Source organism: Ammoniphilus resinae (assembly GCF_017873965.1).
Taxonomy (GTDB): Bacteria; Bacillota; Bacilli; order Aneurinibacillales; family RAOX-1; genus Ammoniphilus_A; species Ammoniphilus_A resinae.
The window spans coordinates 82,464-101,885 of sequence record NZ_JAGGKT010000013.1; the positions used below are offsets into that span (position 1 = coordinate 82,464).

The 19,422-nt window shown below is 42.0% G+C and carries 18 protein-coding genes and 1 riboswitch; of the genes, 3 read left to right on the forward strand and 15 right to left on the reverse strand.

Annotated elements, in window-relative coordinates; all coding sequences use genetic code 11:
* Positions 1-9: 9 nt before the first annotated feature.
* The 5 genes from J2Z37_RS18625 to J2Z37_RS18645 form a co-directional block, all read right to left on the reverse strand.
* Complete coding sequence (locus J2Z37_RS18625) at positions 10-1,074, reverse strand: hypothetical protein (protein WP_209811805.1); 1,065 nt, start codon at positions 1,072-1,074, stop codon at positions 10-12.
* A complete protein-coding gene (locus J2Z37_RS18630; protein WP_209811806.1) occupies positions 1,071-1,649 on the reverse strand; it encodes an RNA polymerase sigma factor in 579 nt (192 codons plus the stop codon). The genes J2Z37_RS18625 and J2Z37_RS18630 overlap by 4 nt, the downstream gene beginning before the upstream one ends.
* Before the next feature lie 99 nt (positions 1,650-1,748).
* Positions 1,749-2,063, reverse strand: a complete 315-nt coding sequence (locus tag J2Z37_RS18635; RefSeq protein WP_209811807.1) for a DMT family transporter — start codon at positions 2,061-2,063, stop codon at positions 1,749-1,751.
* Positions 2,060-2,413 (reverse strand): DMT family transporter, encoded by a 354-nt coding sequence (locus J2Z37_RS18640; RefSeq protein WP_209811808.1) that lies wholly within the window; start codon positions 2,411-2,413, stop codon positions 2,060-2,062. Before J2Z37_RS18640 ends, J2Z37_RS18635 begins: the two co-directional genes overlap by 4 nt.
* Positions 2,414-2,482: 69 nt before the next feature.
* A riboswitch (guanidine-I (ykkC/yxkD leader) is annotated at positions 2,483-2,583 on the reverse strand.
* A gap of 72 nt (positions 2,584-2,655) precedes the next feature.
* On the reverse strand, positions 2,656-2,796 hold the full coding sequence (locus J2Z37_RS18645; RefSeq protein ID WP_209811809.1) for a hypothetical protein: 141 nt from the start codon (positions 2,794-2,796) through the stop codon (positions 2,656-2,658).
* 175 nt (positions 2,797-2,971) lie between these two features.
* On the opposite strand from J2Z37_RS18645, the gene J2Z37_RS18650 reads away from it, so the two are divergent.
* A complete protein-coding gene (locus tag J2Z37_RS18650) occupies positions 2,972-3,337 on the forward strand; it encodes a group I truncated hemoglobin (protein ID WP_209811810.1) in 366 nt (121 codons plus the stop codon).
* Positions 3,338-3,374: 37 nt separating this feature from the next.
* Here the strand turns inward: J2Z37_RS18650 and J2Z37_RS18655 are convergent, their stop codons facing one another.
* Positions 3,375-4,766, reverse strand: a complete 1,392-nt coding sequence (locus J2Z37_RS18655; protein WP_209811811.1) for a four-carbon acid sugar kinase family protein — start codon at positions 4,764-4,766, stop codon at positions 3,375-3,377.
* 382 nt (positions 4,767-5,148) lie between these two features.
* Here J2Z37_RS18655 and J2Z37_RS18660 point away from each other — a divergent pair, with 382 nt between their 5' ends.
* Positions 5,149-5,748 (forward strand): LysE/ArgO family amino acid transporter, encoded by a 600-nt coding sequence (locus J2Z37_RS18660; protein ID WP_209811812.1) that lies wholly within the window; start codon positions 5,149-5,151, stop codon positions 5,746-5,748.
* 68 nt (positions 5,749-5,816) lie between these two features.
* Here J2Z37_RS18660 and J2Z37_RS18665 read toward each other — a convergent pair whose 3' ends face one another.
* The 7 genes from J2Z37_RS18665 to J2Z37_RS18695 all read right to left on the reverse strand — a co-directional run bounded on the left by J2Z37_RS18665 (position 5,817) and on the right by J2Z37_RS18695 (position 15,308).
* Complete coding sequence (locus J2Z37_RS18665; protein WP_245203930.1) at positions 5,817-7,211, reverse strand: sensor histidine kinase; 1,395 nt, start codon at positions 7,209-7,211, stop codon at positions 5,817-5,819.
* Entirely contained in the window at positions 7,201-7,875 is a 675-nt protein-coding gene (locus J2Z37_RS18670; protein ID WP_209811813.1) for a response regulator transcription factor, read from the reverse strand. The genes J2Z37_RS18665 and J2Z37_RS18670 overlap by 11 nt, the downstream gene beginning before the upstream one ends.
* Positions 7,876-8,136: 261 nt before the next feature.
* Entirely contained in the window at positions 8,137-10,116 is a 1,980-nt protein-coding gene (locus J2Z37_RS18675; RefSeq protein WP_209811814.1) for a YVTN family beta-propeller repeat protein, read from the reverse strand.
* A gap of 9 nt (positions 10,117-10,125) precedes the next feature.
* Positions 10,126-12,225: a hypothetical protein gene (locus J2Z37_RS18680; protein ID WP_425340340.1), complete on the reverse strand. Its 2,100-nt coding sequence runs from the start codon at positions 12,223-12,225 to the stop codon at positions 10,126-10,128.
* A gap of 203 nt (positions 12,226-12,428) precedes the next feature.
* Positions 12,429-13,226, reverse strand: a complete 798-nt coding sequence (locus J2Z37_RS18685) for an ABC transporter ATP-binding protein (protein ID WP_209811816.1) — start codon at positions 13,224-13,226, stop codon at positions 12,429-12,431.
* Positions 13,227-13,242: 16 nt separating this feature from the next.
* The gene (locus tag J2Z37_RS18690; RefSeq protein WP_209811817.1) at positions 13,243-14,301 is read right to left on the reverse strand and encodes a FecCD family ABC transporter permease; all 1,059 of its coding nucleotides are present in this window, start codon (positions 14,299-14,301) and stop codon (positions 13,243-13,245) included.
* The gene (locus tag J2Z37_RS18695; protein WP_209811818.1) at positions 14,298-15,308 is read right to left on the reverse strand and encodes a FecCD family ABC transporter permease; all 1,011 of its coding nucleotides are present in this window, start codon (positions 15,306-15,308) and stop codon (positions 14,298-14,300) included. The genes J2Z37_RS18690 and J2Z37_RS18695 overlap by 4 nt, the downstream gene beginning before the upstream one ends.
* Before the next feature lie 149 nt (positions 15,309-15,457).
* On the opposite strand from J2Z37_RS18695, the gene J2Z37_RS18700 reads away from it, so the two are divergent.
* Positions 15,458-16,453 (forward strand): ABC transporter substrate-binding protein, encoded by a 996-nt coding sequence (locus J2Z37_RS18700; protein WP_209811819.1) that lies wholly within the window; start codon positions 15,458-15,460, stop codon positions 16,451-16,453.
* Positions 16,454-16,523: 70 nt separating this feature from the next.
* Here the strand turns inward: J2Z37_RS18700 and J2Z37_RS18705 are convergent, their stop codons facing one another.
* Both J2Z37_RS18705 and J2Z37_RS18710 read right to left on the reverse strand, forming a co-directional pair.
* Positions 16,524-17,999, reverse strand: a complete 1,476-nt coding sequence (locus J2Z37_RS18705; RefSeq protein ID WP_209811820.1) for a sodium:solute symporter family protein — start codon at positions 17,997-17,999, stop codon at positions 16,524-16,526.
* 293 nt (positions 18,000-18,292) lie between these two features.
* Positions 18,293-19,243: a sporulation protein gene (locus tag J2Z37_RS18710; protein ID WP_209811821.1), complete on the reverse strand. Its 951-nt coding sequence runs from the start codon at positions 19,241-19,243 to the stop codon at positions 18,293-18,295.
* Positions 19,244-19,422: the final 179 nt, after the last annotated feature.

Consider the following 19,422-nt stretch of genomic DNA (forward strand, 5'->3'; position numbering starts at 1 on the left):
CCTCCCCCTTTAACGCCATCTAGAAGTCCCCGTATAGACTGAAATCTCATTCTTATTCTCATGTCCGATCATGATGATTTGAGATCCATCCACAGAAGAATGCAATTCGCCAGGTAAACCATGAAGTTTACCGGACAAGCCAAGCGGCACCTGCTTTGTACTCGCTTCTAGAGGATTCACAGCAACCAAGTCTTGCTTAGCCGAATCAAAGAAAACCAGCCATTTTTCATTGATCCACTGTGCTTTTTCACCCTTTCCTATCTTTTTCACTTGTTTCTCTTTTTCGCTAAGTACAACGATTTCGCCGTTCTGTTCTATTGCAATATGGTTTCCACCAGGTGATACAGAAGGTCGCAACCCTTGACCTATATGCATAGCCTGTGTGGAATTGGTACTTAGCTTCCATATTTCCTCGCCTTTCTGCACGTAGAGCCACTTCCCATCAGATGACCAATTTAAGCTTTGAATCGGGACATTCTCCGCATCATAAATGAGTCTTTTTGCGCCACCGTACAAGTTGGCCGCCCAAATTTCCGATCTTTGCTGGTCGCGAAGGATAAACGCCGCCTCTTGTCCCAAGGGAGAATAAGCGACAGAATCAACCTCACTTTGTTCAGGCAGTGGGATCGAATTGATTTTCTGTCCCTTCGTATCGTAAACAAGTAAAGATTCTTTGGTAAGGAGAATAATCTGTTTTCCATCTGGGGATAGATCTGCGTCGACAAATTCGCCCTGAACAGGAAAAGGTTTGAGATCCTCTACCGCGGGTCCCTGCATGGTCTTCCATAGGACACTTACCATAATAACCGCTGTTACTAAAGCAATTGATGTCACCCAACGTCTAGTTCGTTTTGATCTGTTTTGTATTACCGGTACCTGTGCTTTATTTACATTCCCCATTTGCTGCATTTGGGCTAACAGCTTTTGCTTTAGGTCTTTCTTTAGCTGATAATTGACAGGAACTGCTTCCCTCATGGTTTTCAAATGAACCAACAGCTTTGCGATTGTGGGATCACGTTCCACATCAGAAGATTGTTTGAATTTATCCATGGTTTCTTTCTGCCCACCGCTCATCCCTGTCCCTCCATTTCATACAGTTTCTGCAGCTGACGAAGTCCACGATGGGAAATCATCTTTACTGAGGATTCTGTTTTGCCCAACACCTCGGCGACTTGGCTAATTTTTAAATCACCAAAGTAACGAAGCGATAATACATCCCTTTGGTCCTGGGTTAATTGCTCCATTTTTTCGTGAAGAAAATAGACTTGTTCGTCGTTCAGCAAGTTTTTTTCCGGTTGCCACGTATCATCATGATCCTCATGGCTCCCGTTCATCCATTCCCCAGGCTCCATTGGATACTCCTTGACCTTGCGAAGATAATCGATAAATGTATTGTGGGCAATGCGAAAAATCCAGGAGGCAAAAAGGTTTCTTCGGTCGTACTGATGAAATTTCTCTAAGGCCTTCATAAACACGACCGTAGTTAGGTCATCAGCATCCCACATATTATGGACCCGGCTCCGCAGATAGCGATTGATACGGTCAAAATATTCATCATATAATTCACTAAAATCCCTGTCTTCATAGGACTCATTTTGAATCATCTCGGGATCTTCAGCAGTATGTTCTTTTTTTATCGCCATACCCATCTATAAACCTCCCCACGCGACATCATCCACTGGCCAGTTTCTGTGTGTCTCTACGTAGAATGACGAACACATCGTTAGAACGTCACGCCCGTAAAAAAATTAACTGATTAGCTTTAACCCTACTACGGATCCGATAATCATCGCGATAAAAAACAATCTACGCGCATCTTTGGGTTCCCCGTACCGATACATTCCAACCAATGTGCTTCCCACCGTACCAATTCCAGACCAAACCGCATAGGCGGTTCCCATCGAAATCCCTTTCATTGCAAGCGATAAAAAGGAAAAACTCAATACGAAGCCTCCAAACATGATCAAATAGGACTTTACAGATGGAGATTGGTTCACTTTTGTAATCCCAATGACCCCGACCATTTCAAATACTCCGGCAACAATCAGAATCACCCAGTTCACTTTGCTTCACCTTCCCCTCTTTCGGTTTCTTCTGTCTCATGTGTCACTAACTTTAAACCAATAATTCCTGTCAGCAGGACGGCGATCAACCCAACCTTTAGCCACTCAAACGGCTCTCCCCACCAAACCATCTCACTTGTAACCGTTCCTGCAGTCCCTAATCCCACAAATACCGCATAAACCGTACTCGTTGGCAACTTCTTTCCGGAATAGATCAGTAAACCAAAACTAACAATAATGGCAATGAGTGTGATTGCCCAACCAAGCACCCCTTGTGCATGCTTTAACCCAATGACCCACATCACTTCAAATAGAGCAGCAATAAAAACGAGCAGCCAATTTTTGTTCATTGTTTAACTCTCTCCCTCTAAAAATTTACCGAAAGAAACAGCAAAGCCCAGAAGAAGACCATATGGTCATTCTCCCGGGCTTTTATCCCTCCGTGTACACAGCCAATGAAAGCTGTGAGTTTTCTCTCGGTCCAGTCCAGATAAACTGCGGAACCCTAGAAAACATGAAATCTAAAAAATTACTTTTCACTATTTTAGCATAATCGTCAATGATTACAAGTTCCTAACGCTTTTCCCCTAGATTATTCCCTAAGGGACATCAGCCATTCTTCATAACATGAATCACAAAGCAACTCGTTCTGTTCCTCTTGTTCCTGGTAAAACGTCACCTGATGGATGCTTTCTGTTGGATGGTCACAGTAATGACAAGTGTAACTTCCCATTCACTACCCCTCACTTTATCGTTATTCTCGATTCCATTTTCGATCCTATTTTTTGATTGAAGTAAGGGCTTTATGCAGGGGAAAAGAGGGGGTGAACCCTCTTTTTGGTACTGATATAAAAAATTCATTATCGCAATAATACAATAGGAACAAAAATTAAAAGGGGGAAAAAGGGATGCCTCAAACTTTAACAACTTATGAAAAAATCGGCGGAGAAGATGCCATTCGTAAAGTTGTGGATTACTTTTATGAATTAGTCCTTGCAGATGATACGGTAAATCAGTTTTTCCTAAACACAGATATGGAAAAACAACGCAGCCATCAGACCAAATTTATCAGCTTTGCCTTAGGTGGACCACATCAATATTCGGGACTTTCGATGGAGAAGGCGCATGAAGGAATGAATCTGCAACCCGTTCATTTCCAAGCCATTGTAAACCACCTTCATGATGCTCTGGCACACTTCAACGTAAGTGAATCTGATATTAGTGAGGCATTAGCTAAAGTGGGATCATTAAAGGACAGCATTTTGAATAAATAGGACAGACCGGGCTATGCCCGGTCTTTTTTACGGTTAGTTATTTGCCAGACAAAGTTTGCACAATTTCCCTTAAGGTCTGATCTGTTCCGACATTCCCTGGAAATACTATGTAGGGGACATTAGGGAATTTTGCTTCTTCCCCAGTTAACCAAACGGGGATACCAGCCGCTGCCTGTCCAAGAATTTTCGCCTTACGAATCGATAATCCCTTCGTTGCTACATCACTGGAGGTGATTCCTCCTTTGGCAATAATAAATTTAGGCGCAATCTGAAGAGCCTGTACGATATCCGTGAGAGCAGTGGAAACCTTTTGACTGATACTTAAATTATCTTCCTTGCTGGAGGCCGTAATTAATTTACGACTGCTGTAAAGAACCGTATCTTGTCCATCTTTTATTAGCTTATTTACTTGATCAATCAAGCGCCCCACTTCTTGGTCTCTTTGCATTTGATTTAATATTTTTTCTACATTCATTTCAACTGGGGAAACCTGTTTTCCATCCAAAAGCGCTTGCAATTGTCGCGTTGTTTTCTGTACATGTGAGCCAACAATGATCAGCCCGCCGTGTGTCTCAGTTCCCAGGGTGAGCATTCTCTCTTTGGAAAGGAAAGGTTGAACACCAATCCCTCCATATGATTTCACAAAAGATGCCGCCGTCCGAAAAAGGAAACGTTTCCCTTTTTCCTCTACCCTTTTAAGAGCTAAAGATAATACATCTAGATCTTCATAGCTCGTTGCATTAATAATGACTGGTTTATTGCGTGTGATCTCGGTTAGAATCCCTTGTACGGCTTCAGCTCCCTGTTGCATCTGTTCAAGGGAAACGTAGACACAATCGCCTTTACGGAATCTCCCTTCGGATTTTTCCTCCACCCATTGGCCTAAGTGAGCATGTGTAAAGCCAAAAGCCGGGTCCTTTGCAAACTCGGTTTCATTCGCCGGGATTAGTTTTTCTCCATCCTTCACAAAGTGGATGTTGTCTCTCGTTATCCTTCCGCCTTCAAAAAAGGCAGGAATAATCAAATGACCATCATATGTTCTTCCGGTCTGAAGAAACACTTCATCTGCCAATACGTCTATTTCCAGGGGATAATGACCTCGCAAGGTAGAATCACTGCGGCTGATAAATTCAAAATCTGTGTTTTCTTCCTTCGCCACCTCAACCACATTTCTAGCAATCTCTCGATTAATTCTTTCCGTTTCTTCAGCAGCGAAACTCCTTGTATTCGTCAGAATATAGAAGACAGCATGCGGCTGGCGGAAAGCTTCGCGCAAAAGATCCTTATTCCATTCTGTCAAAACTTCAATATCCTGCACCGTCTGCACACCCGTCGGATCATCATCCAAAACAATAATTTTCCTCTTCGTTTTGTCGTTCCACTCACGTAAACATTCACGCAGTTTTGGATCATAGTCTGTTGACTTCATGGCTTCTCCCCCTGGGGCAATATTATCTATTGTTAAACAATTCAGTTCCTTCTATTCTAGCAAAATATTGAGGGGAATTCCATTAAGGACTTTCGTTGTATAAAACTATTACATGCAGAAAAATAATTTTCAGCCCTTCTTGCAACTGTTTCAAAATCCCTAAACTCGCATCAGATCCCCCTTTATAAATATACGAACCACCATTTCCCTAAAGAAAACCACTACCCGTTAAAAATTTTTTGATAAAATAACATGATCTTATGTTAATTTAATTTATGAATACTTGATTCACTGTGCTGTTTACCCATTCGGTTGAGCTCTGTGCAAAAATGTATTCCAACGAATCATAGGCATCTTGAGACTAGAAATGGGGGTGATTGATTTGGAAAGCATTCTCCATGGAATGATTTTAGCCTTCGGACTTATTTTACCTTTGGGTGTGCAAAATGTATTTGTATTTTCACAAGGAGCCACCCAGCCCCATATCTTTCAAGCACTTCCGGCGACCATCACTGCTTCGTTATGTGATACATTGTTAATCCTTTTGGCGGTTTTCGGGGTGTCCGCAATTGTATTACAATTCGAATGGTTACGGCTAATCCTAATGACGGCTGGCATTCTCTTTTTAGTATACATGGGATACGCAATTTGGAAGAGTGTACCAACTACAACTAATACGAATAAAGCATTATCCATCCGTCAACAGATTTTTTTCGCCTTATCCGTTTCATTATTAAATCCTCATGCCGTTTTAGATACTGTTGGGGTTATCGGGACAAGTGCATTGAAATATGCAGGAACAGAACAGGTTTTTTTCACAATCGCTTGTATCACGGTATCTTGGATTTGGTTTCTAGGATTAACGCTGGCTGGTATGGTCATGAAGAAACTGGATGGTAAGGGTGGTTTAATGAACCTATTCAACAAATGTTCGGCATTGTTTATTTGGGGAACTGCTATTTACCTAATGGGTGGGTTGTAATCCACTTACTTGCGTTGCCAGACAGTAAAAGTTGAATTATGGATAAGAAAAAGGGTGTACCCAAGTGGCTACACCTCCTCTACATCATATACGGGAATGTTAACGGAAAAGGTGCTACCTTCCCCTGGTATGCTTGAAACCTCAATCGTTCCATGATGGGCGTTTACTATCCACTTTGCAATTGCCAATCCTAAACCGGTTCCTCCCATCTGTCTTGATCTATTTTTATCGACTCGATAAAAGCGGTCAAAAATCCGCTCCTGATCTTCTTCCGGGATGCCTAACCCGGTGTCCTTCACTGTGATGTGTAAAGCTGATTGTTTTTCGATCTGTTCCTTGGTAAGGGTTAGATCTACTTCTCCGCCACTTGGGGTGTATTTAATCGCATTATCCAACAGGATATAAATTAACTGTTTTAATCTATCATGATCTCCGTTAACAATCAGAGATTCCGGAGTCTGTAAGTTCAACTTGATTTCCTTTGAATTCGCAAGCGTTTGGGCAGAACCAACCAATTGTATGGCGGACGGAACCAAGTCAAAACTATCTAGCTTCAGTTCAGGCACTCCTGAATCCGATCTTGCCAAGGTTAACAAATCACTTACTAAATGGGTCATCCGTTTGACTTCATCTTTCATATTACGCAATACTTTTCGTGAATAATCCGAGAGTTGATCGCCATCTTCCATTTCTACAACATCCAGTGAGGAGTTTAAAATGCTAAGGGGGGTTCTCAACTCATGGGAAGCATCAGCTACAAACTCACGTTGGCGGTCAAACGATTTTCGTATGGGGATCATAGCTCTTTTTGACATGAAATAACTAAGCCACAACGCTACCCCTAAAAACAAGATACCTAGTATTACCAATATAGTGAGTAATTGTTCCAGAAGTTGATTAATAAACGAAACATCTTTCCCAGTATAAAACATTCCTACTAATTGATTCCCCTGATAAATCGCTCTGCCAGTTATCATCAATTCGATCACACGCCCACTAGGTGATCCAAGGTCGGGTCCCCGTCGCGGAGGAGGAATCTTTACTGTTCCATAACGAATTTCATGCGAACTGGGAATCCATCCCTCGATTTGATGTAAAAGTTTAGGTTGTAAACGGGGGATAAATGCATCTCCAAAAAGGACTTGTCCTTGCGGATCAACTATATAATAAAAAAATTGATTGCCACTTTCTCTAATTGTATTGAGATTCTCTAATTCTTCCTGGCTCAATGTATGATCAATCAATGCCTGTCCAAGAACCTTCATTTCTTGATCGGTGATCGATTGTAATCGCCTCTCTTGATCAAAGGAAATAACGGTATCCACAAGAAAGTAAACGATCGCTACAAAAAGGGTAAGGAAGATCATGATCGTTATGCTATACAGAAAGGTTAATCGGGTTTGAGTGTGAATAAACAGATCTGCTTTCCAATTTCGGAAACGGGGTAACCAATTAAAGTTCAAGCTTGTATCCCACCCCTCGAACACTTTGAATAATGTCATTTTCACTGCTCAAATTTAATTTTTTTCGAAGAAGTTTTACGGTAGCATCAATGGTTTTCATCGATACATCCGCTTCATAACCCCAGATCCGGTCAAAAATAATGTCTCTTGATAAAACTTGCCCTTTATTCCGAATGAATAAATCTAATAATTGGTATTCTCGAGGGGTTAACTGGATTTCATCTTCTCCGTTAAAGACAGTACGGTTTATCAGGTTTATAGAAATATGTTTGATTTGAACGATTTCTTCCTGCATAGGAGCAAAGTTTCGCCGAGATAATGCCCTGATTCTTGCCAAAAGCTCATCTACTTCAAACGGTTTAACCAAATAGTCATCGGCACCCGCATCTAATCCAACAATCCGGTCTTGAAGGGCATCTTTAGCAGTTAACATAATAATAGCACCCGAATACCCATGTTCGCGAAGCCGACGACATATACTAACTCCTTCTTCTCCCGGCAGCATCCAATCGAGAACGAGGATGTCGTAATGAGATACTGTAGCATAACTGAAAACTTCATTTCCTTCAGTCAGCCACTCTACGTTATATCCACCCTTCTTTTTTAATAAGTGAGCAGTGAGCTCACCCAGTCGAATATCATCTTCAGCCAATAAAATATTCATACACATGCACTCCGTTTTAGAAAGATATTATACTCCTATTATTTTATATCTCTGTAATCGTATCAGTAGAAACTTCATAGCCATAGCATATCAATAGTTATAATTTAGTTGTGCTTAGTGAAATTTAGATGAAATTTTTTAAGTTGTTCTATATATTTCTCCCCGCGTAATTGGTTTACCTTTTTCATTCTCATGAATGCATTCTAGGTTTTCTACAGAAAAAAGGGACTGAGGTCTCCCCCGTCCCTTTCTTTTATCCTTCTATTCAATCGAATTGACATATTCCACAAGTGCGTCAAGCTCCTCTTTCGATAGAGAAGAAACATTACCATGCTTATTTTCCGGGTTTCTTGTCACTAATACATCATAAATTGTTGCTGCACTTCCATCGTGTAAATAGGGTGCTGTTGCCCATACCCCACGTAAGGTAGGAGTATCAAACAAATGAGGCTTTCGGGGATTTTTATAATGCGCCCGTGCATCACCTTTTGTTCCTTTGTCAAGCGGGCTGGTTGTTCCAACATCATACAGATAGTTTGTGTTTGCAGTCGTCAGATTTCCCGATCCGTCCACTGCTTTTACACTATCGGTAAAGAATTCCCCAGCATGACACTGGATACAACCTGCTTTTCCTTCAAAAATCTGTTTTCCTTCTTCCGCTTTCGTGGTCAAGCTCCCATTTGCCTGGTGGTATGGGCTCTTGGGAACCGGGAAGGAATTCGGATCATCGAGGTAGGCGAGCAGGGCATCGTAGATCTCCTGCTGTTCTTTGGGCAATGGCTGGGCAGGATCTGTATCCATCATTCCACCCATCTCATCTTGAACCGTAATAAGATAATCGGTAAAGTCATCACGGCTACCATCCCACATGAAAAGTCCTGCTTTTGTTGTAAGCACATTGCTTGGTATATTTCGTGGCCCTTTCGGAGTTGTAAAAGTTAAACCATTAACCTGACCATCACTGTGACAAGAAACACAACTCATCCAGTTATTCCCTGTGATCGGGTACTCATCACTATTTGCGCTATTAAAGATCGTCTTCCCTTTTCGTACCAAGGGTGGCAGCGGATCTTTTGCAACCAGCTTCAAATTATCCGCATCAAGCGTTACTTCTCCATATGGATCATCAGCATTGGTTTGTATAAATGCTAGATCGTGACTCATCGCGTTGTGGATGAAGAGCTCGTTGCCATCGGGAGATATGGCAATGCCTCGAGGGTTATCGCCAGGTATTCTTCTCAGGATTTGCGTAGCATTTCCCCCTCGTGCCAGATCAAAAACGAGCAAATCTTCGCTTCCCCCCATCACAGCATAAGCTTTTGTTCCGTCCGGAGAAAAAACAAGATCATAGGGATTCGAAACAATGATCGTTTCGTTTTTCACGTCACCCAGATTAATCTCTTCAAACAATTCTTTCCGTTGCTCCTTTAGCTCTTCATCCTTTTCTGTATCAATGACAGAAAAGGCAGGGAATATGGTCTCTTCAAACTGAATAGGGGTATCAATATTGCTCAGTAAATGGGCGATCCAAGCTGTCTTCCCATCCGGAGAAAGAGTAATCTGCTCTAAAGTATTGGCAATCCCTTGGCTTTTTTTTCGATCTTTCTGATCCGGGGAAGGGGCCAATGAGACGACTTTGGTCACCTGATCTTGTTTGGTATCCCATATACTAAGTTTACCGGTCAAGTAATGGGTGATATAGAGCTTTCCTCCATCGGCCGTCATGCTAAGCCCGCGAGGCCCTTGCTCCACCGAAATCGATTTGAGTACTTCGAATGTCTCCAAGTCAATGATTGATACCGTGCTAGAACGATAGTTTACTACATACAATTTCGCTCCATCTATACTCGTTAACAGTCCATAGGGCTCTATTCCAACTTTAATCTTTTGGACCACCTCTTGCTTTTCCAGATCAATAACAGCAACTTCATTGTCCAGCATATAAGAAACATAAAGTTGTTTTTCATCGGGGCTTAACGCGATTTGCCCTGGTTCTCTGCCAACCGGAATTTCCGCAATTACTTTCTTTTGCTGAACGTCGATGAGGGAAACCGTGTTGACATCCATGTTCGCCGTATAAAGGGTACTCCCTGTCCGGTTGATTAAAATATTAGCACTGTTCGCCGGGGTATTCCTCATAACCCGTTGATTCACTGCGTCCTTTCCACAACCTGCTAGGATCAGAAGAACCAATACAACGCCCCAAAACAGAAATTTTCTATTTTCCTTGGTGTGTTTCATCTTGCTCACCTATTTCTTCACTTCAACTGGTACAAGGACCGGGGCAATTCCATATTCACCATGTCCTGCCTGGATCTGTGGTACATTGTCCTGATCTGTATTCCCCGTTTGATCCCCTTCGATATACACATCTCCTGTATCCCAAAACTCACTGGCTTGCATCCCCTGATCAAGTGAAGGTCCGTCAATGACCTGATCATAAAAATCAACATAGCGGGAGATGATCGTCTTTCTATCCAGTGCTTCAGGTTTGTTTTGATCTCCATTTACATTACGTAACGAATTGATGGCCGAACGGAAAACCCCTGATACTGCACCAGCAGTGAAGGCATCATATTGGAAAGTGTCGTTTCCCTTTGTTTTGTATGCTTTCATAGCCGGATCCCATAGTTTTTCATCAACCGCTGTATATATTGTTCTAGCTGCATCCCGGTATTTTTCATCCTTTGTTGCCAAGAAGGCGGCTGTCAAACCGCGAATTGCACCTAACTGCGCTTTAAATTCTGGAGTAGATGCTTCTTTCCCCTTTCCTACGGTCCAGCCATTTGCAATCAAACCATCTGTACCGATCATATTTTCCATCATAAAATCTGCTTGTTTTCGGATCATCTCGATAGCCAACTGGCCTTCTTTTGTACTCAAACCTTTCGCATCATCCCCATTTGCATAACCGACAGGTAAACCATCGATAGCCCGCTGAAACATACGAAGGGCTTCCATCGTATATCCCGCCTGGAATGTATCCAAATAGTCACCTTGCTCTTTCCCATCATGTTCAGAAACAAATATTCCTTCTTTCGCGTTCCAATGCATTGCCTCTAAGTTGCGGAACACCTGCAGCAGAACATCACGGTTTACAGTAAACGGATCGTCTGACGCGATATCATTCCCTGCCTCTTGATCAAGATTTTGTGCCGGTGCATCCGGGAATGGAGCCCCATCAAATACTGCCCGAAAAGCCGGATTCGTATTTGGATTTGCCGAACGCTGGTCTGTTGTTCCATAAAACTCAGCTGCAGGCCAGAGCATTAACCATTGATCTTGAAGTAGACTTCTAGCATCCGTTACTTCAAGTGTCTTCGCGCCAATAAAATCCGCCTCACCATCCTCTGTCACCTTGATAGCATGTGGCAGATAACTGAGTCCCTCGCTCGGATCATACCCGCTTCCTTTTGCTGCTTCTAACTTTCCTGACGTAGGATTATAAAATAAATGATTACGGATAAAATTTAATTTATTCCAAATCTCCTCTGTCAAAATCATACCTTGCATCCCATCCGCGCTACTCACGCCAAGCACAATATTTGGATCCTTATCATCTGTCGCGTTTTGTGCTTCTAATTCTTCATCCGTATCTACTGTATGCATGCCCCCGAGGAAATCTCCTGCCCAAAGCGCTTGCTTTAAAAAAGTCGCCCCATAAGCGGACGGCGTTAGGATTTTATCCATTTTATTTCGATCCCATCGCAAACTGGCATAATCCAATTGGTACTTTGGTATGTAAGCCCCGTTCTCCCCATCCGTAAATTTAGAAGTGTCTACAGGTTGAATGTAGTGCGGATCTGCCGATTGGTACTCGATAAATGTCGGATACATATTTTGAAAGATCTCTTCCTGCGGATACCCTACTGACTCAGCTAACTGAATAAAACGATTGGCGAGAACCTCATTTGCGCTTTTCCCGGATTCTTTCGCAAGCTTATTAATTGTCGGCCCCTTCACCAAATGTAAACCAAGTCCCGACTTTTCAACGACCTCATACATCGCCTCCTCAGAATATTCGTAGGACTCAACCCCTGCAGTATAATCAAATTTGGTTGGTTGATCCAATTTCGTAACATCCAGGACATCCAAATCCAGACCTAACCCTTCCACCATCGGCTCGCCCGACAATTCAAACTCTGCATAAGCAAGCATGTTGCCTGCTGTATCAAAAGTATAGTCAATAACAGACACGTTTTGCTCTGTTGTCCCAGTAGCTACTCCCTGCTTGGCATCTGCGCCTTCCTGTTTCAACGTTTCTTCCTGCGAGCACCCTATGATACCTGTCGCTAAACTTGCAGCTAAAATAGCACTTACCCCGCTCTTTTTCCAACTTTTTGACAATATTTCTCACTCCCTATTTCCATCATATTCACGTTGCTAATGATAAACGTTTTCAATGTAATTATAATAAATGAGGTTGAGAATCGTTGTCAATTGTTTTTGGGATATTGGCGTGTAGTAATTTTCAGATATAAAAAGACGTATTTCTGATCAAAGATACGTCTCGTGCAAAGTATAACAGAGGGTGCCGCATTTATGGATTAAATTCAATCCTTCACATATCTTCCCTTTCCATACGGAATGCATAAGGGTGTGCCAAACAATGGATCGACTGTGATCTCGCATTCCATTCCAAAAACAGCGCGAATCATCTCCTTACTTACAATATCCTCCGGTTTCCCCTGTGCAATGATGGATTTGTTCTGTACCGCTACAATTTGATCTGCATACCGGCAAGCCAAATTCAAATCGTGAAGAACCATTACAATGGTCCGTTTTTCTGTTCTATTCAGATCAAATAATAAATCAAGAATTTCCACTTGATGGGACATATCCAGATAAGTAGTCGGCTCATCCAAGAGAATCGTATCGGTGCCTTGAGCAAGTGTCATCGCGATCCATGCTCTTTGCCGTTGACCCCCGGATAAAGAATCGACAGGACGCTCCGCCAAACTTTTCATTTTCGTAGCCTCCAAAGCATGATAAACCATCTGTTCATCTTCTTTAGACCATTGTTTCAGCCAGTTCTGATGAGGATATCTCCCCTGTTTAACGAGTTGTAGAACGGTTAATCCTTCCGGAGCAGTGGGTCCTTGGGGCAAGATAGCCAACTTTTTGGCAATTTCCTTGGTAGGATGTTTACTCATTTCATAACCGTTTAAAAGGATAGAACCACTCTGCGGCTTTAACAACCTAGCAAGGGATCGGAGTAAAGTCGACTTCCCACACCCATTACTTCCAATAAAAACCGTTATCTTCCCCTTAGGAATCACTAAATTCAACTGGTCAATAATAATGTCATTTCCGTATGACAAAATAAGGGACTTTGTTTCCAATGCAGGCATTATGCTTCCTCCCTTCTCACATATTTCGATTTTTATAAAGTAAATAAATAAAATAAGGGGCACCAATTGAAGCTGTGAAAACTCCCGCTGGTATATCTAGTGGTGAAAGAGCAGTCCGTGCAATAAGATCTGCCAATAAAACGATAAGCCCCCCGATAAGACCGGATACTGGCAGCAAGGCTCCAAATGCTGAACCGACCAATTGTCTGGCCAGATGTGGTGCCAGGAGCCCGACAAATCCAATACCCCCAGCAAAGGCAACTGCCCCGCCAGCTAAAGCTGTACTAACAAGCATTAAAATTAACCGTTGACGCTGAACAGCGGTGCCCGCCCCTTTTGACAAATCATCCCCTAACTCCTGGATATTCAAATTTCGAGCAATGACAAAGATAAAAGGCAGAAAAAAGCAAAACCAAGGCAATAGCGTCCACACATTCTCCCAGGTCGAACCATAGACACTCCCTGTGAGCCAAATTTTCTCTTGAGTCGCGAGAATTAAAGGACCAAAAATCATCATCACCGTAATTACAGCATGCATGGCGGCATCTAGCCCTACCCCCACCAAAACAAGCCGAATTGGTGACACCCCTTTATTCCAAGCTAACCCATAGATTAGCAAGGCCATGACCGTTGCACCAATGAAAGCTACTACAGGGAGCCACCCCATGCTGACTGTTAACGAATTATCTTTCACATCTAGGAAAACAGTTAAAAAGGTAACGACGGCAGCCCCTGCGCCTGCCGTAATTCCGATGATATCAGGGGAAGCTAAAGGATTGCGAATCACTCCTTGCATAATAGCTCCCGAAATTGCAAGTGAAGCGCCCACGATAAAGCCAATAATAATTCTTGGAACGCGAAAAGTCTGAATAACAACGGTATGCATCTTCTCCCCCGCGCCAAATAAAGCCCGAATAACATCCAGAGGATGAATATTCATCTCTCCCATTCCAATACTCAATATCATTACGATTAGCGTAATAGTAGAAAGAATAGCAAATATGATTAGCGCTTTAACATCAAGAAGGAAAGAAATTGGTAATTTTTTAAAACGGAACGGTTGGTATTTGCTCATGATTTCGAAAACCCCTTGCGTGCAATATAGATGAAAAACGGTGTCCCAACCAGAGCAGTCATCACACCCACGGGAACTTCCTTGGGCATAATAACAAAACGAGCACCTATATCGGCCAGCAGTAATAAAATTGCCCCCAGGATGGCGCAATAAGGAATAATCCAACGATGGTCAATCCCCACCATTGCACGTGCTATATGTGGGATGACGATTCCAATAAACCCAATCGGACCAGCAACCGCCACAGAACTTCCCGCAAGCAAGACTATTAGCATCCAAGTAATTGTCTTAACCCATATAGTTCGTTGCCCTAGTCCCTTAGCAACGTCTTCCCCCATAGCAAGCGTATTGACTTGTTTAGCCATAAAAAAAGAAGCTAGCCACGCAAAAATCATAAAAGGCAAAACAGGAAAAAGCATTTCCAGTTTCCTCCCTTCTACTGACCCAGCCAACCAGAACAGAACCTCATCGAGGGCTTTTTCATTCAGGGTCAAGATCCCTTTTGTCAAAGAGGAAAATAGTGCAGCTATAGATGCACCTGCCAGCGTTAATTTCATTGGAGTCAGTCCATTTCTTCCTACAGATCCTAAAAGGTAAATAGCCAAAGCGGAAATGCCAGCGCCTAGGAAGGCAATCCAGATAAAACTGGATAATGAGGAGGTTCCTAAAAAGGCAACTGAAAAAACAATAAAAAAACTGGCCCCTGCATTTAATCCAAAAATATCGGGTGCTGCCAAAGGATTCCTGGATAAAGCCTGCATAAGTGCTCCAGCAATCGCTGAACTTACACCCACTGCGATGGCAACAAGCATTCGCGGTACACGGGAGGTCTTAATAATTAGCTGCTCATTAGAACCATCAAAGTTTGTGTACGCATGGAGCACCATCTCCCAGCTAATATCTGTTAATCCAAAGAGAATACTAGAAATTCCAGAAAAAATAAGCAGGAACACTCCAATTAAAATCCCTATTATTTTTAAAATTCGTGTTGAAAATAGAAATGTCATTGGAAAGTCCCTCTCCCTTGCCCATTATCGTAATTCTAATAACAGTCTAATAGATAATGATAATTATTGTCAATAAAGTTATTGACAATAGATGCATCTGGATTATATTATTATTGTTAATGAAAATCATTATCAAAAGGAGGGGGACCATGCGTTTAAATACATATTACAAAAGATCTTTATTTTTCCTTATTTCTGTTTTGCTTACTTTCGCTTTTCTCTTAGTAGGATGTGGCAGCCAACAACAAAGCAATGAACAACCAAAAGAGGAACAAAAGGCGAAAAGTGAAACACCGACTGAAGCTCGAGTTATTGAACATGCCATGGGGAAAACAGAACTCAAAGGAACCCCGGAAAGAGTAGTGATCCTCACTAATGAAGGGACTGAAGCCCTTCTTGCACTGGGGGTAAAGCCGGTGGGTGCCGTTCAATCCTGGATAGGAGAACCATGGTATGACCACATCAAAGCAGATATGGACGGGGTAACCGATGTAGGAAAAGAAAGCCAAGTTAATTTGGAAGCCATTGCTGCACTTAATCCTGACCTCATTATTGGCAATAAAATGCGCCAAGAGAAAGTCTATCAACAATTATCTGCCATTGCCCCCACTGTATTTTCTGAAACCCTAAGAGGCGAATGGAAAACAAATTTTGAGTTCTATGCAAAAGCCCTAGGTAAAGAAGAGGAAGGCAAGAAGGTTATTGAAAATTTTGACCAGCGAATTTCTGCGTTCAAGGAAAAATATGCCGATAAGCTTAATCTTCAAGTTTCGGTCGTTCGTTTTATGCCAGGAAAAACTCGCATCTATTATAACGATACTTTCTCTGGGGTGATTTTCAAACAAATTGGTATTTCCCGACCGGAAACTCAGAATAAAGAAGCCTTTGCTGATGAAATTACGAAGGAACGCATTCCCGAAATGGAAGGTGACCTGATGTTCTACTTTACCTATGAAACAGGTGATGGTGGAGCAACCAATCAAGAAGAAGAATGGATTAATGATCCCCTATTTGAGAATCTAAATGTAGTCAAAAATAGTAAAACCTTTAAAGTAAATGATGTCATTTGGAACACCGCAGGTGGAGTTAAAGCTGCAAATTTGTTGCTTGATGACCTAGATAAGTTTTATTCTGAATTAAAATAGTATTAACCAAACAGACTGCTTTAATTCAGCAGTCTGTTCTGTTTTAGTGCGCCCAGCGCAGTTTAAAAGTTTACTTCGTAAACTGAGTTTTCATTTCCCTTTTGATGTAACCCATAAATTCCTCTGCTTTTTGGGTTGGAGGCTTTGTTATTAGGCTAATTGTGATAAATAGAATGCCCGAAATGATCAATCCCCATATCCCTGATCCTAAACCTAAGGGCTTGTACTTTGTAAATTCCAAAATAAGTACTAGCGCGCCCCCAACAATCACACTTGAAATCACGCCAGCAGGCGTCCCTTTTTTCCAAAAGAAGCACCCGATAATCGCTGGTATCGCCACTGTTAATCCTGCAGAAGAGGCAACAGATAAGACACCGATCAGATTCAGTTGCATTTCCGCGAAAACAAAAGCTAAAATGGCGATGATTGGCATGATGATTTTCCCGATGGCTAATTGTCGCTTTTCATCAACATTTTGTTTCAGATTCCCATAAACATCCCGGGCAAAAAGTGATCCAAGTGTCAAAAGGATCGAATCGATAGTAGAGATTGCCGCTGCAATAATGGCCACCATGACTATAATCCCAAGGACTGGTGGCACAAATTTTGAGGCTAATAAACTTGGTGTCGCGATATCTGGATTATCCAACCCGGGGAATATGCTTAAAGCGGAGAATCCCCATAAGACTGACACAAGAGTATAAATAAACCCGAAAACGAGGAATCCCATTAGCATTCCTCTTAAACTTTTGGGTGAACTTGGCATGAACAAGCGTTGACTGACTTGAGGATTTGACAAACTAAAAAAGACCCAAGGTATGGTCATGGATAAAAAGGTAGTGATACTCCAAAATCCATTACCTGGTACGGTTAAGGATTCGGAATGATTTTTTTCTAGGTTCCCAAAAAATTCTCCAAACCCGCCTAAACCTTGTATGACTAATATAACCACTGTAGTGGACGCAATAATCATCAATAAGGCTTGTAAAGAATCTGTCCACATAACTGAACGAATTCCTGCAATGAAAGAGAAAACAATGGCTAGAATCATAGCTAAAATAACCCCTGTTGTAAAGGAAATCCCTCCATTGGTCATTCCCTCAACTAAATACCCTACACCCGCTAATTGCACTGCACTATATGGAATAAGAAAAATACAGCTAGAAACAGAGATCACAACAGCTACTAGTTTATTATCATAACGGTCACCAAGCATTTCTGAGGGTGTAACATACCCGTACTTTTTACCTGCTAACCAAAACCTCGGTCCAAAAAAAGCAACTAGACTCACCCCAGCAAAATAGATCATTTCAAATCCAAGGGCACCGACCCCGCCTTTATATGTTAAACCAGACAATCCAACCATCATAAAGGCACTATATGTAGTGGCGCTATAGCTGAGGGCAGAAACGAAACCGTTCATTTTTCGGTTGCCAAGAAAATATCCTGACATCGTCATTTCTTTTCCACTCCGGGATAAGTAGGCAACAAATAGGGACAGTACCGTGTAGATCGCAAATCCCCACCAAATCAAGTGGTTAGCCAAATTAAGACCTCCAATCCTTTGTGAAGATTATATTGAAAAGAATAATTACAAAACCTAACAGAACCCAGAGTAGAAAACTTCCATACCATTTAGCAACATCCGTTAAAATGGTATAAGGAATGATGTAAGCAAGCAAAATCAACAAACCACAAATTATCAACCAGAATGCCTCTCTTTTTCCCATATCAATTGCTCCTTTACCTGTATCAGACATAATTCATGTATAATCTTACCATATTGTTCCACAATCCATTAAAATATGAAAGGATAGCGGAAAAATTTTCCGCTATCCTTTAGAAATCGTCACCACCGAAAAAGTCAAATCCTCCTCCATCATCCCCATCATCCCCACCGTCAGCTGCCTCCATTTCATCGCCACCGAACAGCAAATCATCGAGCAGCATTCCACCTAACATTCCTGCAGCAAATCCGCCCATTGCTCCGGCCAACCCACCGCCGTGACGGCCACGGTGGCCAGATTGCACGCCTCCTTGATATGGTGTGTATTTCGATGCTGGGTAATCTTGAGGATTTCGGATCATTTCTTCAATGACACTTTTCATTTTGCTTGATGTTTTCTCCATGTCATCAAGTTCTTCATTCATGAAGAACACTTCCCTTTTCAATTCCCTCTCCCCAAAGCCAAATGCAGACCTTAAATCTAATTCAAGCAATAAGCGAATCCCTGTTTCCTCAATGGCTGCAATAAATTCCAATTCATTGAGCTGATCCCTCAGATAATTGGTAGGAGAAAATGCAAATTCTTGGCTGTAGCCGTCAAATTTTCGAGAATCCATTTTTTCACGGAATCCAAGCATCCCCAGTGCTTGGACAAGCTGATTAAATCTTGCAGGCGGCACGATTTGAATGAAATCCTTATCTAAATCATCAACCCCTCCAGCAATATCCATTCTAGTGGAGAAGAAATACGCTACCGTTCCCCCAGATATCAGAAGATCGAAAGGTAGTTCATATGTAAACGGAATCACTTTTCTTTCCCCCGCCCGAATTATAAAAGACGAATGAACCGGAATAGAGGCAACAAGCTGTGTAAATTCTTTACCTTTAAGATGGATTTTCAAGTTGAGGTCTAAAGAAACTTTATTGATTTCCTGATCGACCGCTCCTCCCTTTACCCTAAATTCTCCTTCAACCCTCTCCCCCAAGACATACTCCTGCTTCGGTAAAACAAAATCAATGACAGCTGAGCCAACCCCTAGTTTGGCCATGAATTTCTTGAACATCGCTATCTACCTTCCTTTTCATTTCAGTTGAATGGCTAAGGTGGCACACTCTTTCCTACAGGGTTCTACGTTTTAAATCCCTTTGAAGTTCCATTTTTAATTAATTTTTATTCTATTAGAGACGAATCAAATTACCCGTAAGGTGAAAAATTCCACTTTTATCTATCTTTTCATTGTCG

Bases quoted from the DNA above. Each gene is read 5' to 3' on its own strand.
- J2Z37_RS18650 (WP_209811810.1), top strand. From the start codon at position 2,972: ATGCCTCAAACTTTAACAACTTATGAAAAAATCGGCGGAGAAGATGCC.
- J2Z37_RS18695 (WP_209811818.1), bottom strand. From the start codon at position 15,308: ATGACATTTCTATTTTCAACACGAATTTTAAAAATAATAGGGATTTTA.
- J2Z37_RS18675 (WP_209811814.1), bottom strand. From the start codon at position 10,116: ATGAAACACACCAAGGAAAATAGAAAATTTCTGTTTTGGGGCGTTGTA.
- J2Z37_RS18710 (WP_209811821.1), bottom strand. From the start codon at position 19,243: ATGTTCAAGAAATTCATGGCCAAACTAGGGGTTGGCTCAGCTGTCATT.
- J2Z37_RS18640 (WP_209811808.1), bottom strand. From the start codon at position 2,413: ATGAACAAAAATTGGCTGCTCGTTTTTATTGCTGCTCTATTTGAAGTG.
- J2Z37_RS18655 (WP_209811811.1), bottom strand. From the start codon at position 4,766: ATGAAGTCAACAGACTATGATCCAAAACTGCGTGAATGTTTACGTGAG.
- J2Z37_RS18630 (WP_209811806.1), bottom strand. From the start codon at position 1,649: ATGGGTATGGCGATAAAAAAAGAACATACTGCTGAAGATCCCGAGATG.
- J2Z37_RS18670 (WP_209811813.1), bottom strand. From the start codon at position 7,875: ATGAATATTTTATTGGCTGAAGATGATATTCGACTGGGTGAGCTCACT.
- J2Z37_RS18685 (WP_209811816.1), bottom strand. From the start codon at position 13,226: ATGCCTGCATTGGAAACAAAGTCCCTTATTTTGTCATACGGAAATGAC.
- J2Z37_RS18690 (WP_209811817.1), bottom strand. From the start codon at position 14,301: ATGAGCAAATACCAACCGTTCCGTTTTAAAAAATTACCAATTTCTTTC.
- J2Z37_RS18625 (WP_209811805.1), bottom strand. From the start codon at position 1,074: ATGAGCGGTGGGCAGAAAGAAACCATGGATAAATTCAAACAATCTTCT.
- J2Z37_RS18645 (WP_209811809.1), bottom strand. From the start codon at position 2,796: ATGGGAAGTTACACTTGTCATTACTGTGACCATCCAACAGAAAGCATC.
- J2Z37_RS18700 (WP_209811819.1), top strand. From the start codon at position 15,458: ATGCGTTTAAATACATATTACAAAAGATCTTTATTTTTCCTTATTTCT.